This is a genomic window from Micromonospora sp. HB375 (assembly GCF_017872985.1).
In the GTDB taxonomy this organism is placed as follows: domain Bacteria; phylum Actinomycetota; class Actinomycetes; order Mycobacteriales; family Micromonosporaceae; genus Micromonospora; species Micromonospora chalcea.
The window spans coordinates 3,878,145-3,892,193 of sequence record NZ_JAGGJO010000001.1 but is presented as its reverse complement, the minus strand read 5'-3'; the positions used below and the strand labels follow the sequence as shown (position 1 = coordinate 3,892,193).

Sequence of the window (14,049 nt, the reverse complement as noted above, 5' to 3'; positions counted from 1 at the left end):
TGCACGCCTCGCCGCAACAGCGCCCACCGACGGCGGGGTGTTACACGCCTCACCCCGCCGAGCTGTGGATCGTCAGACCGTGGCGATCGTGTACGGGATCTCGTCGAGCAGTTCCCGGGCGAGGAAGCCGATCCGCCCGTACCGGGGGACCAGCCGCTGCCCGCTGACCGCGTGCGCGAACGCCGCCCAGCAGGCGGCCTGCGCCGGGTCGGCGCCACGGGAGAGCAGGCCCGCGAGCAGCCCGGCCCGCACGTCGCCGCTGCCCGAGGTGCCCAGCCCGGCGTCACCGCTCTCCTCCCGCCAGGCCCGGCCGTCCGGCGTCGCGATGTGCCCGTAGAGCGAGACGACCGCGTCGTACCGGCCGGCCAGTTCCACCGCCTCGGCGTCCAGGTCGTCGCCCGGATCGCGGCCCAGCAGGTGCTTCGCCTCGGTCAGGTTGGGGGTGAGCACCACCTTGCGGCCGGAGCCGACCAGCAGGTCCGGGGCGTGGCTGAGCGCGCCCAGCGCGTACGCGTCGAGCACCAGCGCGGTCTCCCGGCCGGCCGCGTCCAGGACCAGGCGCAGCAGCTCCCCGGTGGTCTCGATGTCGGTCAGGCCGGGTCCGACCGCCACCACGTCGGCCTCGGCGACCAGGCCGCGGAGCAGGTCGCCCGGGTCGCCGCGGACCGCGCCGTCACCGGTCTCCGGCAGGCCGACCACGAGCGCCTCCGGCACCTGGATGCTCAGCGACGCCGCAGTCGACTCGGCCGCGGCGAGCTGGAGCACGCCGGCCCCGGCGCGCAGCGCGGCCACCCCGGCGAGCAGCACCGCGCCGGGGGTGAACCGGGAGCCGCCGACCACCAGCACGGTGCCGCGCGCCTCCTTGCCGCCGGTGGGCACCGGCAGCGCCCAGTCCCGCAGCAGCGCGGGGGTGATCACGTCAGACCGGCTCGGCATTGACCTCGTCCTCCCTGGTGGGCGTCGCCCCCTGCCGGTGCAGGTGGGCGACGTCGTTGAACACGTCCGGCACGAGCCGGCCGGTGTCGTCGGCGTGCCAGCCGGTGACCGAGCAGTTGGCGATCACGTGCTCGCGGGTCAGCGCCATCAGCTCGGCCTCGGTGAGCCCCTCCACCAGGTAGCGCAGCAGGAAGACCAGCGCGTCGTGGCCGAACAGCAGTACCCGGCCCCCCTCGTGGTCGCGGCGCAGGTCGCCGAGCAGCGCCCGCAGCCGCAGCGCCACGTCGGTCCAGGACTCGCCGCCGGGCGGGCGGTAGTAGAACTTGCCGAGCCGGGTGCGCCGCCGCGCCTCCTCCGGGTAGCGCCGGTTCACGCCGTGGCCGGTGAGCCCGTCGAGGACGCCCAGCTCCCGGTCGCGCAGCCGCTCGTCGACGCTGGCCGGGATCCCGGTGCCGTGCAGCGCCAGCTCGGCGGTGCGCACCGCCCGCAGGTACGGCGACACCACCGCCACGTCCGGGCGCCGCGAGCCCGGCAGCCCGGCCAGCCACCGGCCGGTCGCCCGCGCCTGCTCCTCGCCGGTGGGCGACAGCGGCACGTCCGCGTCCCGGTGGCTGAGGTCGATCAGCTCGGCGCCGGACGTCTCGGCCGCCGTGGCCGCGACGTTCGCCGTGCTCTCACCGTGCCGGACGATCCAGAGCGATGCCAACTCCGCCATGCGGCTCCCGGTACCCGGGCCCGACCGGGGATAACCGTGCCGGACCGGCCCGGCGCGGGACTGCGCGGCCGTGCATCGACCCGGCACAATGTCCCACGACGCGGGACGGACGGCCCGGGTACGAGGGAGGCGCACATGGCGACTGTGGTGCGGGGGCTGCGGGAGGCGCTGGTGCTCTTCCTGATCGCGGTCCTGGTGATCGCGGCGGCGGTCGGCATCTGGGTGGCCGTCGGCGGCGGCGACTTCACGCACCGGCTCGGCGTCGCGTTCATGATCGTCGGCGCCGTGATCGGGATGACCGGTGACCTCACGTTGAGCCGCATCGGCATGCTGCCGGCCCGGTCGGCGTTCGGCCTCGCGCCGGAGCGGGAGGATGGCGGCGGCGGGCGGGTGCTCACCGGCGTCGGCATCTTCCTGTTCGTCTCGGTGCCGCTGATCGTCGTCGGGGCGCTGCTGATCACCTGAGCGGTTCTCACGCTGTCGGTGCCGCCGGTTATGGTCCCCGCACACTGCGGGCGATCAAGGAGACGGTGTGCGCAGATTCGAGTTCGTGGGCGGCGGTTCGGCCAAGTTCTGGGAGGTCGGGCAGCGCGACGCGACGGTGACGGTCCGCTATGGATCCCTCGGCGCGCAGGGCCGCACCCAGGTCAAGGAGCTGGGTTCGCCGGCCGAGGCCGCCGCGCACGCCGACCGGCTGATCGCGGAGAAACTGCGCAAGGGGTACGCCGAGGCGACCGCCGCACCCTCCGCCGGGCACACCGGCGCGCCGGCCGTCGGGCCGGCCGGACCGAGCCACGAACCGGAGGCGACCGTCGCCGATCCGGCCGGCGCTGGTTCGGCCGGCAGCGACCAGGCCGGGACGCCGTCGGCCGCGTCGCCCGCCGGCGACCTGCCGGACGAGGACGCGTTCGAGGTCCCGGCCGGCTGGCGACGGATGCTGGCCCCGCGCCGGGGCGGCGCACCGGGCCCGGCCCTGCCCAGCGCCGCGAAGGGGCGGGCCGCCGGGCGGAAGGTGCTGGACTCGGTGGCCGACCAGGTCGCCGCCATCGCCCGGGCCACCACCGACCCGGAGCTGGGTCCGGCGCTGCGCGGCTACCTCGACGGCGAGCCCGGTCCGCTGGGCGGTGCCGCGCTGGTGGCGGCGGTGGCCATGGCGCTCGGCTATCACGGGCGCGACCAGCAAGGGCTGGCCCTCGGCGACCTGCTGGTCGCCGATCTCGGTCCGGCCGGTGCGGCCGTCGCCGCGACCGAGCAGATCACCGTGGCTGCCGCCGGGTCGATGTCCCCGCTGCCGCTGAACCGCATCAGGGCGGAGAAGTCGCAGAACTACGGCCACTGGCGGCTGCGCCAGTCCGTGCTGCGCCGGGTCCGCGCCCATCTCGCGGCGGCCGGCGACGACGACTACGCCGCGGCCCGCGCCGCGCTGGTCCCGTACCGGTCCGGGCCACTGGCGACGCGGGTGGTCACCTCGTTCCTGCTGCCCACCGAGCGGGAGTCGGTGGCCCGGGACGCCGCCGACGTGGCGCGCGACGGAGGCCCGCTGCTCGCCGAGCTACTGCTCGGCGCGGTCGACGAGGTGGACGCGATCCACGCCCTCAGCGGGCACCTGGCGGTCTACCGGCTGATGTACGACCAGGCGCCGATCGTCACCGCCACCGCGGCGGTCGGGTCGCCGATCGCGCCGCTGCTGACCGAATGGTTCGACCACGAGCACGCCGGCGCGGACGCGCGGCAGCGGCTGGCGTCGCTGCTGGCGGCCCTGCCCGGCGACGAGCCGATGGCGGCGCTGCTCGACCGGCTGGACCGTAGGTACGTGCCGCCCGCGGTGACGGAGATGCTGCGCCGCTTCCCGGTGCGCGGCGTGCGCCTGCTGTCCGCCGCCGCCGAGGGGCGCAGCCCGGCTGCGCGGGAGGCCGCCACGTTGCTGCGCGCCCACGTGCTGGCCAACCCGGCCGCTGTCGAGGCGGCGCTGCCGACGCTGGCCCCGGCACAGCGGGAGCGGATCGAGCGGATCCACGACGACGCCTCCGCGCTGCCGGCCGCCGGGCCGGACCGGCTGCCGCCGGTGCTGGTGTCCCCGCCCTGGTCGGTCCGCCGCCCACGTTCCGCCCCGCCGGTGGTGGACGGGCTGGCCCGTCCCGCCGGGTCCGCCACGGCCTGGCTGCCGGGCGAGCGGGAGCGGTGGGCCGCGGTGGTGCCCCGCTGGTCCGGCTGGTGGCGGGGTGACGACCTGACCGTGCTGGCCGCCGAGGTCGCCGCGGGGCGAGCCGGATCGTCAGCGGCGATCCACTTCTTCGTCCGGGCCACCGAGGAACTGGCCCGGCCGCTGCTGCCGGCCTGGCGGCCGACCGAGTCCTGGGGCGCCGACGAGTGGATGTCCCGCCTCGCCGGGCGCTACGAGCTGGACGCGCTGCCCACCGCGCTGCACCTGGCCCGTACCGCGCCGAAGAGTGTCGGCGAGGTGCTGCTGCCGTACGCCGACGGTGAGGTCGCCGACCTGATGGCCGACTGGCTCGACCGGCTCAAGACGGCCCGCCCGGTCGCCCGGGCCTGGCTGCGGCGGCACCCGGAGTACGCCGTGCGGGCGCTGCTGCCGGCTGCCCTGGGCGCGCCCGGCCCGCGCCGCCGGGCCGCCGAGCGGGCGCTGCGCCTGGTCGCCGCCGAACACCGCGACACGCTCCTCGGCGTGGCCCGCGAGCACGGCGAGGAGGCGCTCGCCGCCGCCACGGCGATGCTCGACGCGGACCCGCTGGCGCAGCTCCCGGCCCGGATGCCGAGCCTGCCGGCGTGGCTGGACCCGGCGGTGCTGCCGCAGGTGCTGCTGCGGGACCGTTCGGCGGCGCTGCCCGCCGAGGCGGTACGCCACCTCTGCACGATGCTCGCCATCTCCGCGCCCGGCGAGCCGTACCCGGGGGTGGAGATCGTCCGCGCGGCGTGCGACAGCGACTCCCTGGCGGAGTTCGGCTGGGCGCTGTTCGAGAGCTGGCAGGCCGCCGGCGCGCCGTCGAGGGACGGCTGGGCGTTCACCGCGCTGGGGCTGCTCGGCGACGACTCGACCGCGCGGCGGCTCGCGCCGTTGGTCCGGGCCTGGCCGGGCGAGAGCCAGCACGCCCGGGCGGTGACCGGCCTGGAGGTGCTGGCGCAGATCGGCACCGACGTGGCGCTGATGCACCTGTACGGCATCTCGCAGAAGGTGAAGTTCCGCGGCCTGCGGGAGCAGGCGGCCCGCAAGGTCACCGAGGTCGCCGACGGGCTGGGGCTGACGCCCGAACAGCTCGGCGACCGGCTGGTGCCCGACCTCGGGCTGGACGCCGACGGCAGTCTGGTCCTCGACTACGGGCCGCGCCGGTTCACCGTCGGCTTCGACGAGCAGCTCAAGCCGTACGTGGTGGACGGCGCCGGCGCCCGCCGCAAGGACCTGCCCAAGCCCGGCGCCCGGGACGACGCCACGCTCGCGCCCGCCGCGCACAAGCGTTTCGCCGGCCTGAAGAAGGACGTGCGCACGCTCGCCGCCGACCAGATCCGCCGCTTCGAGACGGCCATGGTGACCGGGCGGCGCTGGCCGGCCACGGACTTCCGCCGCTACTTCCTGTCCCACCCGCTGCTGTGGCACGTCGTGCGCCGGCTGGTCTGGGCCACTGTGGACGACGCCGGTCAGGTGAGCGCCGCGTTCCGGGTCGCCGAGGACCGCACGCTCGCCGACGTCGACGACGAGACGTACGCGCTGCCGGATGACGCCACCGTCACCATCGCGCACCCGCTGCGCCTCGGCACGGCGGTGCCGGCCTGGGCGGAGGTCTTCGCCGACTACGAGATCCTCCAGCCGTTCCCGCAGCTCGGCCGCGACGTGCACCGGCTGGACGAGGCCGAGCGCGCGGAGAAGCTGCTGCGGCGGCACGCGGGCGTCACGGTCCCGGCGGGGCGGCTGCTCAGCCTGGAGCGGCGAGGCTGGCGGCGCGGCGACCCGCAGGACGCCGGCATCCAGAGCTGGCTGGAACGCGAGGTCCCCGGCGGCGGGGCGGTGGTGATCGACCTCGACCCCGGCATCGCGGTCGGGATCGTCGACATGTTCCCCGACCAGAAGATCGAGGCGATCTGGGTCAACGACGTGCCGTACGGCGGCTGGTTCCAGCGCGACGGCAAGGTCCGCCTCGGCGACCTGGACGACGTCACCGTCTCCGAGGTGCTGCGCGACCTGGCGGAGGTGACCCGGTGACCGCGCTCGACCCGACCGCCGAGCGGGCCCAGCGGCCTCCGGCCGAGGTGCGGTACGCCGACGAGCTGGCCGCGCTGGCCGCGAACGACAGTGACCCGCGCCCGCCGGGCTGGCGGCTGAGTCTGCGCGCCGCGCGCCGGTTCATCCTCGGTGACCCGGCGGCCGGGATCCGGCGCAAGTTCGTCGGCGACCCGTCGCTGATCGACAGGGCGCTGGTGGCGCTGGCGACCAGCCGCGGGCTGATGCTCGTCGGCGAGCCCGGCACCGCCAAGTCGCTGCTGTCGGAGCTGCTCGCGGCCGCGGTCAGCGGCGACTCCACGCTGACCATCCAGGGCGGCGCGGCCACCACCGAGGACCAGATCCGCTACTCGTGGAACTACGCGCTGCTGGTCGCCGACGGCCCGTCGCCGCGCGCGCTGGTGCCGGCGCCGCTGCTGCGCGGCATGGCCGAGGGGCGGGTGGTCCGCTTCGAGGAGATCACCCGCTGCCCGCTGGAGGTGCAGGACTGCCTGCTCTCCCCGCTGTCGGACCGCGTGCTCGCCATTCCGGAGCTGCCCGGCGCCGACGCCATGGTGTTCGCCCGCGAGGGCTTCAACGTGATCGCCACCGCGAACACCCGGGACCGGGGCGTCAACGAGATGAGCGCCGCGCTGAAGCGGCGGTTCAACTTCGAGACCGTCTTCCCGATCCCCGACCTCGGCACCGAGCTGGAACTGGTGGAGGCCGAGGCGGGCGAGTTGCTGCGCCGCTCCGGCGTGACCGCGCCGCCCCGCCGGGACCTGCTGGAGGTGCTGGTCACCACGTTCCGGGAGCTGCGGACCGGGATCACCGAACGCGGCGACGCGATGGAGCGGCTGTCGGCGGTGATGAGCACCGCCGAGGCGGTGTCGGTGGCGCACGCGGTCGGGCTGCGCGGCTGGTTCCTGCGCGGCGAGCCCGGCGACGCCGCCGACCTGGTCGCCTGCCTGGCCGGCACCGCCGCGAAGGACGACGCGGAGGACCTGGCCCGGCTGCGCCGCTACCTGGAACAGCAGGTGTCCCGCCGCTCCGGCGCGCAGTGGCGGGCGGTGCACGACGCCCGGCACCTGCTGCCCGGGTGAGCACCGTCGAGGCGCCCGGCGGCGTCACCTTCCTCGGCGTCCGGCATCACAGCCCGGCCTGCGCCCGGCTGGTCGCGGCCACGGTGGCGCGGCTGCGCCCGGCGTACGTGCTGGTGGAGGGGCCGGCGGACCTGAACGGGCGGATGGACGAGTTGCTGGGAGACCACGAGCTGCCGATCGCCGTGTTCACCGCGCACCGCGACGGCAACCGGCGGCACGCCTCCTGGAGCCCGTTCTGCGCGTACTCGCCGGAGTGGGTGGCGCTGACCGCCGGCCGTGAGGTGGGCGCGCAGCTGCGCTTCATCGACCTGCCCGCGTGGCATCCCGCGCTGTCCGGCCGCGCCAACCGGTACGCCGACGCCGACCAGCGGTACGCCGAGGCGGTACGCCGGCTCTGCGCCACCCTCGCCGTGGACAACGTGGACGCGCTCTGGGACCACCTGTTCGAGATCGGCCCGGACGACGGGCTGGCCGAGCGCCTCGACACGTACTTCGACGTGCTGCGCGGCGAGTCCGCGGCCGGGGCGGACGACACGGCCCGGGAGGCGTACATGGCCCGCTGGGTACGCGCCGCCCGCCGCCGGGCCGCCGGCCGCCCGGTGCTGGTGGTGACCGGCGGCTTCCACCGTCCCGCCCTGGTCCGGCTCACCGCCGGGGCGGGGGACGACGGACCGGAGGACGAGGACTGGCCGGAGGTGCCCGCCCCAGCTCCGGACGCGGTGGCGGGCAGCTACCTCGTGCCGTACTCGTTCCGGCGCCTCGACGCGTTCGTCGGCTACCAGTCCGGGATGCCGTCCCCGGCGTACTACCAGCGGGTCTGGGAGGACGGGCCGCGCCGGGCCGCGGAGGCGCTCACCGAGGCGGTGGCGGCCCGGCTGCGTGCCCGGCGGCAGCCCGTCTCCACCGCCGACCTGATCGCCGCCCGGACGATGGCCGGCGGCCTGGCCCGGCTGCGCGGCCACGCCCACCCGGGCCGGGTCGACGTGCTCGACGCTCTGGTGTCCGCGCTGGTCACCGACGCGCTCGACCAGCCGCTGCCGTGGGCGACCCGGGGCACCCTCGCGCCCGGCGCGCACCCGGTGGTGGTGGAGATGGTCGCAGCGCTCAGCGGCGACCAGGTCGGCCGCCTGCACCCGGACACGCCACTTCCGCCGCTCGTGCACGACGTCGACGCCGAGCTGGCACGGCACCGGATCGATCCGCAGGAGACGGTCGAGCTGGACCTGACAGTCTCCGGCGACCTGGCCCGCAGCCGCCTGCTGCACCGGCTGCGGCTGCTCGACGTACCCGGTCACAGCCGCGAGAGCGGCCCCCGGGTGGGCGCGGACGCGCTGCTCACCGAACGCTGGACGCCCGCGCCGCCGGCGGACCGGCTCGCCCGGGTGATCGAGGCCGGTGGGTACGGGCCGACCGTCACCGACGCCGTCACCGCCCGGATCGAGGAGCGGATGACGCTGCTCGGCGCCGACGTCGACGCGCTCGCCACGACGCTGTTCGACACCGCGCTGGCCGGGCTTTCCGAGCATTCCACCCGCACGCTCACCGCGATCACCCGCGCCACCGGCACGGTCACCGACCTGCGGGCGCTGGGCCGGGCGCTCGCCGTCGCGCTGGCGCTGTGGCGGCACGACCGGCTCCTCGGCAGCGCCGGAACCGCACCGCTGGGCGCGCTGATCACCGCCGCCGTACGCCGGGCGCTCTGGCTCGTCGAGGGCGTGCGGGCCACGGCCGCGCCGGCCGACCCGGGACGGCTGGCCGCGCTCGTCGCGGTCCGGGACGCGATCCGCCACGCCGGTCCCGCGCTCGGGCTCGACCGGGACGGCGCGCTCGCGGTGGCCGGGCGGGTCGCCGCCGACGCGGCGGCCCCGCCGGACCTGCGCGGCGCGGCGCTGGGCCTGGCCTGGTCGCTGGGCGACGTGCCGGACGCCGCCCGCGCGGTCCGGGCCGTGGCCGCGCCGGACACGCTCGGTGACTGGCTGTCCGGGTTGTTCGCGCTGGCCCGCGAGGAGGTGGTGGCCGGCGACGCCGCGCTGCTCACGGTCGTCGACGAGCTGCTGGCCGGGATGGGCGCGCACGACTTCCTGGTGGCGTTGCCCGCGCTGCGGCAGGCGTTCGGCTGGTTCCCGCCCCGGGAGCGGGCGGAGGTGGCCCGGCACGTGCAGGCGCTGCACGGCGGCGACGCGCCGCCCGGTGACCTGCTGCGGCTGGACGCCGACCCGCTGCTGGTGGCCGCCGCCCGCGCGGTGGAGGAGCGGGTCGACGCGGTGCTGGCCCGGGAAGGGCTGTGGGAGGGGGAGCGGGCGTGACGGACCCGATGCGGGAACGCTGGCGGCTGGTGCTCGGCGACGCCGCGCAGGACAGCCTGGGCGGTCTGTCGGCGGAGGCGGCCGGCCGGGACGCGGCGCTGGACTGGCTCTACGGCCGCGACGCCGACCTCGGCCGCCGCGACGTGCGGCGCGGCGGGTCCGGCCCGTCCGTGCTGACCACTGTGGACTGGCTGGACGGGATCACCCGGCTGTTCCCGAAGGAGACGGTGCAGCGGCTGGAACGCGACGCGGTCGAGCGGTACGGCATCCACGAGGTCGTCACCGACCCGGCGGTGCTGGCCCGGGTCGAGCCGAACCCGGCGCTGCTGCGCGCGGTGCTACGCACCAAGCACCTGATGGACCCGGAGGTGCTGCGCCTGGCCCGCAAGCTGGTCGAGGCGGTGGTGCGGCAACTGGTCGAGCGGCTGGCCGCCGAGGTGCGGCAGTCGTTCTCCGGGCCCCGGGCGCGACGACCCAGCCGGTTCCGGCAGGCCCGCAACTTCGACGTCCGGCGCACCATCCGGGCGAACCTGGCGCACTGGCGGCCGGACGAGCGCCGGCTGCACGTACGGCAGCCGCACTTCTTCTCCCGTACCCGCCGCCACCTGGACCGCTGGCAGGTGATCCTGCTGGTGGACCAGTCCGGTTCGATGCTCGGCTCGGTGATCCACGCCGCGGTGACCGCCGCCTGCCTGTGGGGGCTGCCGGGCGTACGCACCCACCTGGTCGCCTTCGACACCGACGTGGTCGACCTGACCTCCGACGTGGACGACCCGGTCGAGCTGCTGATGAAGGTGCAGCTCGGCGGCGGCACCGACATCGCCCGCGCGGTCGCGTACGGCGCGCAGCTCGTGGAGAACCCGCGCCGGGCCATCGTCGCGCTGGTGTCCGACTTCTACGAGGGCGGGAACGCCGGACGTCTGGTCCGGTCGGTGCAGCAGCTCGTGGAGCAGGGCACGCACGTGCTGGCGCTCGCCGCGCTGGACGAGGAGGCCGACCCGGCGTACGACCGGGCCACCGCGCAGCGGCTGGCCGACGGGGGCGCCGCGGTGGGCGCGATGACGCCGGGCGAGCTGGCCGCGTTCGTGGCCGAGCACGTGGGCCGGTAGGGGGACCGGATGACCCGTGACGACCTGATCGCGCTCACCCCGGCCGTGCTGGCCGCGCTGAGCAACAGGGGCCTGGTGAAGCGCGCCACCAGGGAGGTCGACGCCGGTGAGCGGCCGGTGCTCACCGAGGACGCCGACGGCGCGGTGCGCGCCGCGTACCCAGACGGGGTGACGGTGACGCTGCCCGTGGGTGGCGGCCTCGCGGCCGGGATCTGCTCCTGCCCGGCGCCCGGCGTGTGCCGGCACCTGCTCACCGTCGTGCTGACCTACCAGCGAACGCACGCCGACGCCCCCGGCCGCGAGGTCGCGCCGGACCAGCCCGCGGCGCCGGACCGGCAGGCCGTGCCGGGCCACGACGCCGCGTCGAGCCACGACGCCGAGCCGGGCCACGACGTCACGCCGGGCCTGGACGACGCCGGGGCCGGCTGCGAGCCGTGGCGGTGGTCGCCGGGCGACGTCACCGACGAGGAACTGGCCGCCGCGATCGGCGCCCCGGCGCTCGCCGCCGCGAAGCGACGGCTGCGCCGCGGCTACACCGCCGTGGTCCACCGGCCGGACGCCGCCGACCCGGTCCCGCGCGTGGAGCTGCCCACCGGCACGGTCCGGTTCCTCGTGCCCCACCAGATCGGGTACGCGCGCGGCGACGCCGCCGACGACGGCGGAGAGTCGATCGCGCTCGCCGTGTGGGCGTGCCGGGCGGCCGACCGGGAACACCCGGACCGTCCCGAGGCGCAGATACGCGTCGGCGGACCGGCCACCGTGACCGAGCATGCGGCGCTGGACGCGGCGGTGGCGCTGGCCGCCGACGTGTTGCTGACCGGGGCCGCGCACCTGGGCTCCGGCGTGGACGGCCGGCTCGCCGCCGCCCGGCGCGATCTCGACGCGGCCGGTCTGCGCTGGCCGCTGCTCGCCGTGGAGGACCTGGCCGGGCAACTGGAGGCGTACGCCGCGCGCGGCGCCCGGTACCGGCCGGAGACCCTCGCCGACCTGCTCGCCGAGCTGCCCGCGCGGCGGCGCGCGGTGGTCAACGCCGGGGCCACCCCGCCGGAGCGGGTACTCGGCACCCACGAGCCGGCGGAGACGCCGCTGCGGCGGGTACGGCTGACCGGCCTCGGCGCCCGGGTCCGCTCCAGCGGCGGCGAGGTGGGCGTGGACGTGGTGCTCGCCCACCCGGCCGCCGTCTCGGTGCTGGTGCTGCGCCGCGCCTACCCGATCACCGGCGACGACCCGCCCACCGGGCGCGAGCTGGCCGGGCGGCGGATCACCGGCGCCACGCTCGGCGCGCTCGCCGGCGGCAACGTGGTCTCCGAGTCGGCGGTGCGCAGCGCCGCGCACCAGCTCCGGTTCGCCGCCGGCCGGCTGGCCCGCACCACTGTCACGCCCGGCGCGGGAGACTGGTCCGGCCTGCCGCCGGGCCTGCTCGCCCGCGACCCGGACGCGCTCGCCGCCGAGCTGGCCGGACGGCCACCCCGGCTGCTGCGCCCCCGGACCGCCGCCGAGTCGGTGCGGGTGCTCGCGCTCGGCGAGGTCCGCGCCATCGGGTACGCGGCCGGCGAACAGCGCCTGCACGCCACGGTGACCGGGGCCGACGGCGGCACGGCGACCGTCACCGCCACTCACCACGCCGCCGCCCCGGGTGCACTCGACGCGCTCGCGGCGGCACTGGACGGCACACACGGGCCGCCGCGCTACGTCAGCGGGACAGTCCGCCGGGGCGCCGACGGACTCGTCGTCGAGCCGCTGGCGGTGGTCGCCGACACTGTGGTCGTACCCGATCTGGCGCCTGGAGTGGGTGACGGGCGGCTGGCCGGCGCGGTCGACGCCCGGCCCGACCCGGTCGCCGCGGCGCTGGGTGCGGCGGTGGCGCTGCTCGCGCAGGCCGCGCACACCGGCCTGCGGCACCTGCCGGCAGCCTTCCCGGAGCGGCTGCGCGCGACGGCGGCCGGGCTCGCCGCGGTCGGCCTGGACCGCTGCGGCGCGACAGTGTCCGGCCTGGCCGGCGCGCTCGGCGCCGACCCCGGCGAACCGGCGGTACGGGCCTGGGTGGACGCCTGGATCCGGCTGTCGGTCACCGGGGAGTCCCGGTGAGCCGGTCCCCACGCCCGGCCAGGATCGCTACGGTGTGACGGTGGCGACCACGGCGGCGCAGGAGATCCAGGTGGGGGAGCGGCTGGTCCGCGTCTCCAGCCCCGACAAGCCCTACTTCCCGGAGCGCGGGCTGACCAAGCTGGACGTGGTCAACTACTTCCTGTCCGTCGGCGACGGCATCCTGCGCGCGCTGCGGGACCGGCCGACCATGCTGGAACGCTGGCCGCGCGGCGTGTTCGAGGGCGCCAAGGTGGCCACCCGGCAGACCAACAAGGGCGACGCGTTCTACCAGAAGCGGCTTCCGGCCGGCGCGCCCGACTGGGTGCGCACCGCGCACATCACGTTCCCCAGCGGCCGTACCGCCGACGAGGTGGCGCCGAGCGAGCTGGCCGTGGTGATCTGGGCGGCCAACCTGGGCACGCTGCGGTTCCACCCGTGGCCGGTGTCGAAGGGCGACGTGGAACGCCCCGACCAGCTGCGCATCGACCTCGACCCGATGCCGGGTGTCGACTTCGCGCAGGTGGTGCCGGTGGCGCACGAGGTACGCGCGTTCCTGGCCGAGCTGGGCCTGGAGGGCTTCCCGAAGACCACCGGTGGACGCGGCATCCACGTCTACGTCTCGATCGAGCCGCGCTGGAGCTTCGGCGAGTGCCGGCGTGCGGTGCTCGCGCTCGGCCTGGAGATGCAGCGACGCCTGCCCGACCTGGTCACCACCACCTGGTGGCGCGACCAGCGGGACCGGCCGGTGTTCGTCGACTACAACCAGATGGCCCGCGACCACACCATGACGTCGGCGTACTCGATCCGGCCGACACCCGCGGCGCTGGTCTCGGCGCCGCTGGACTGGTCCGAGCTGGACGACGCCCGCCCGGAGGACTTCGACGTGGTCAGCATGCCCGAGCGGTTCGCCGACCGCGGCGACCCGCACGCCGGGCTGGACGGGCGGCGGTACTCGCTGGAACCCCTGCTGGAGCGGGCCGACGCCGAAGGGCTGGATTCGCCGCCGGAACGCTGAGGCGGTCAGTCCCAGGGGCTCTGCGTGCCGTCGAACTCCTCGAACACCAGCCAGGTGCGCGTCGACAGCACCCCGGCGATGCTCTGCACCCGGTCCAGCACCACGTCCCGCAACGTCGCGTTGTCCGGCGCCCGGACCAGCGCGAGGACGTCGTGCTCGCCGCTGAGCAGCGCCGCGTGCTCGATGTAGCGCACCCGGGCCAGCTCGGCGGAGACCTCCCGCCAGGTGTTCTGCTCGATGGTCAGCGCGATGTACGCCGACGTGCCCAGCCCGGCCGGCTCCGGCGCGACCCGCGCGGTGAACCCGGTCAGCACCCCGTCGCGCAGCAGCCGCTCCACCCGGGCGTACGCGTTGGTACGCGATACGTGCACCCGTTCGGCCAGCGTACGGATGGACGTGCGGGCGTCACGGACCAGCTCGCGCAGGATCCGCCGATCCACCTCGTCCAACGGCCCGGCCGAACGTCCCGTTCCGCCCGCCGCGCCCGGTGTGGTGCCGGTCTCCTGGCTCACCGCAGCCGCCCTCCCGTGCCATTCGTCCCGCGTTCATCCCGCATGTTGAGTC

10 protein-coding genes are annotated in these 14,049 nt (G+C 76.4%); 7 read left to right on the top strand and 3 right to left on the bottom strand.

From position 1 onward, the window contains the following. Positions 1 to 72 precede the first annotated feature (72 nt). On the bottom strand, positions 73 to 936 hold the full coding sequence (locus J3R08_RS17865; protein ID WP_209962111.1) for an NAD(P)H-hydrate dehydratase: 864 nt from the start codon (positions 934 to 936) through the stop codon (positions 73 to 75). Next, positions 920 to 1,651, bottom strand: coding sequence for a histidine phosphatase family protein (locus tag J3R08_RS17860; RefSeq protein WP_104112622.1), 732 nt, complete (start codon positions 1,649 to 1,651; stop codon positions 920 to 922). Before J3R08_RS17860 ends, J3R08_RS17865 begins: the two co-directional genes overlap by 17 nt. 135 nt (positions 1,652 to 1,786) lie before the next feature. On the opposite strand from J3R08_RS17860, the gene J3R08_RS17855 reads away from it, so the two are divergent. The 7 genes from J3R08_RS17855 to J3R08_RS17825 all read left to right on the top strand — a co-directional run bounded on the left by J3R08_RS17855 (position 1,787) and on the right by J3R08_RS17825 (position 13,485). Beyond that, positions 1,787 to 2,116 (top strand): hypothetical protein, encoded by a 330-nt coding sequence (locus tag J3R08_RS17855; RefSeq protein WP_043323668.1) that lies wholly within the window; start codon positions 1,787 to 1,789, stop codon positions 2,114 to 2,116. A gap of 67 nt (positions 2,117 to 2,183) precedes the next feature. After that, positions 2,184 to 5,867, top strand: coding sequence for a DUF4132 domain-containing protein (locus tag J3R08_RS17850; RefSeq protein ID WP_209962110.1), 3,684 nt, complete (start codon positions 2,184 to 2,186; stop codon positions 5,865 to 5,867). After that, positions 5,864 to 6,967: an AAA family ATPase gene (locus J3R08_RS17845; protein ID WP_209962109.1), complete on the top strand. Its 1,104-nt coding sequence runs from the start codon at positions 5,864 to 5,866 to the stop codon at positions 6,965 to 6,967. Before J3R08_RS17850 ends, J3R08_RS17845 begins: the two co-directional genes overlap by 4 nt. Then, the gene (locus J3R08_RS17840) at positions 6,964 to 9,273 is read left to right on the top strand and encodes a DUF5682 family protein (RefSeq protein ID WP_209962107.1); all 2,310 of its coding nucleotides are present in this window, start codon (positions 6,964 to 6,966) and stop codon (positions 9,271 to 9,273) included. The genes J3R08_RS17845 and J3R08_RS17840 overlap by 4 nt, the downstream gene beginning before the upstream one ends. After that, complete coding sequence (locus J3R08_RS17835; protein WP_209962105.1) at positions 9,270 to 10,382, top strand: VWA domain-containing protein; 1,113 nt, start codon at positions 9,270 to 9,272, stop codon at positions 10,380 to 10,382. Before J3R08_RS17840 ends, J3R08_RS17835 begins: the two co-directional genes overlap by 4 nt. A gap of 9 nt (positions 10,383 to 10,391) precedes the next feature. Then, positions 10,392 to 12,470 (top strand): hypothetical protein, encoded by a 2,079-nt coding sequence (locus J3R08_RS17830; protein WP_209962103.1) that lies wholly within the window; start codon positions 10,392 to 10,394, stop codon positions 12,468 to 12,470. 34 nt (positions 12,471 to 12,504) lie between these two features. Then, the gene (locus tag J3R08_RS17825) at positions 12,505 to 13,485 is read left to right on the top strand and encodes a DNA polymerase domain-containing protein (protein ID WP_209962101.1); all 981 of its coding nucleotides are present in this window, start codon (positions 12,505 to 12,507) and stop codon (positions 13,483 to 13,485) included. A 5-nt stretch (positions 13,486 to 13,490) separates the two neighbouring features. On the opposite strand, the gene J3R08_RS17820 is transcribed toward J3R08_RS17825, so the two are convergent. Beyond that, complete coding sequence (locus J3R08_RS17820; RefSeq protein ID WP_030499924.1) at positions 13,491 to 13,997, bottom strand: Lrp/AsnC family transcriptional regulator; 507 nt, start codon at positions 13,995 to 13,997, stop codon at positions 13,491 to 13,493. Positions 13,998 to 14,049: the final 52 nt, after the last annotated feature.

Bases quoted from the DNA above. Each gene is read 5' to 3' on its own strand.
- J3R08_RS17865 (WP_209962111.1), bottom strand. From the start codon at position 936: ATGCCGAGCCGGTCTGACGTGATCACCCCCGCGCTGCTGCGGGACTGG.
- J3R08_RS17860 (WP_104112622.1), bottom strand. From the start codon at position 1,651: ATGGCGGAGTTGGCATCGCTCTGGATCGTCCGGCACGGTGAGAGCACG.
- J3R08_RS17855 (WP_043323668.1), top strand. From the start codon at position 1,787: ATGGCGACTGTGGTGCGGGGGCTGCGGGAGGCGCTGGTGCTCTTCCTG.
- J3R08_RS17830 (WP_209962103.1), top strand. From the start codon at position 10,392: ATGACCCGTGACGACCTGATCGCGCTCACCCCGGCCGTGCTGGCCGCG.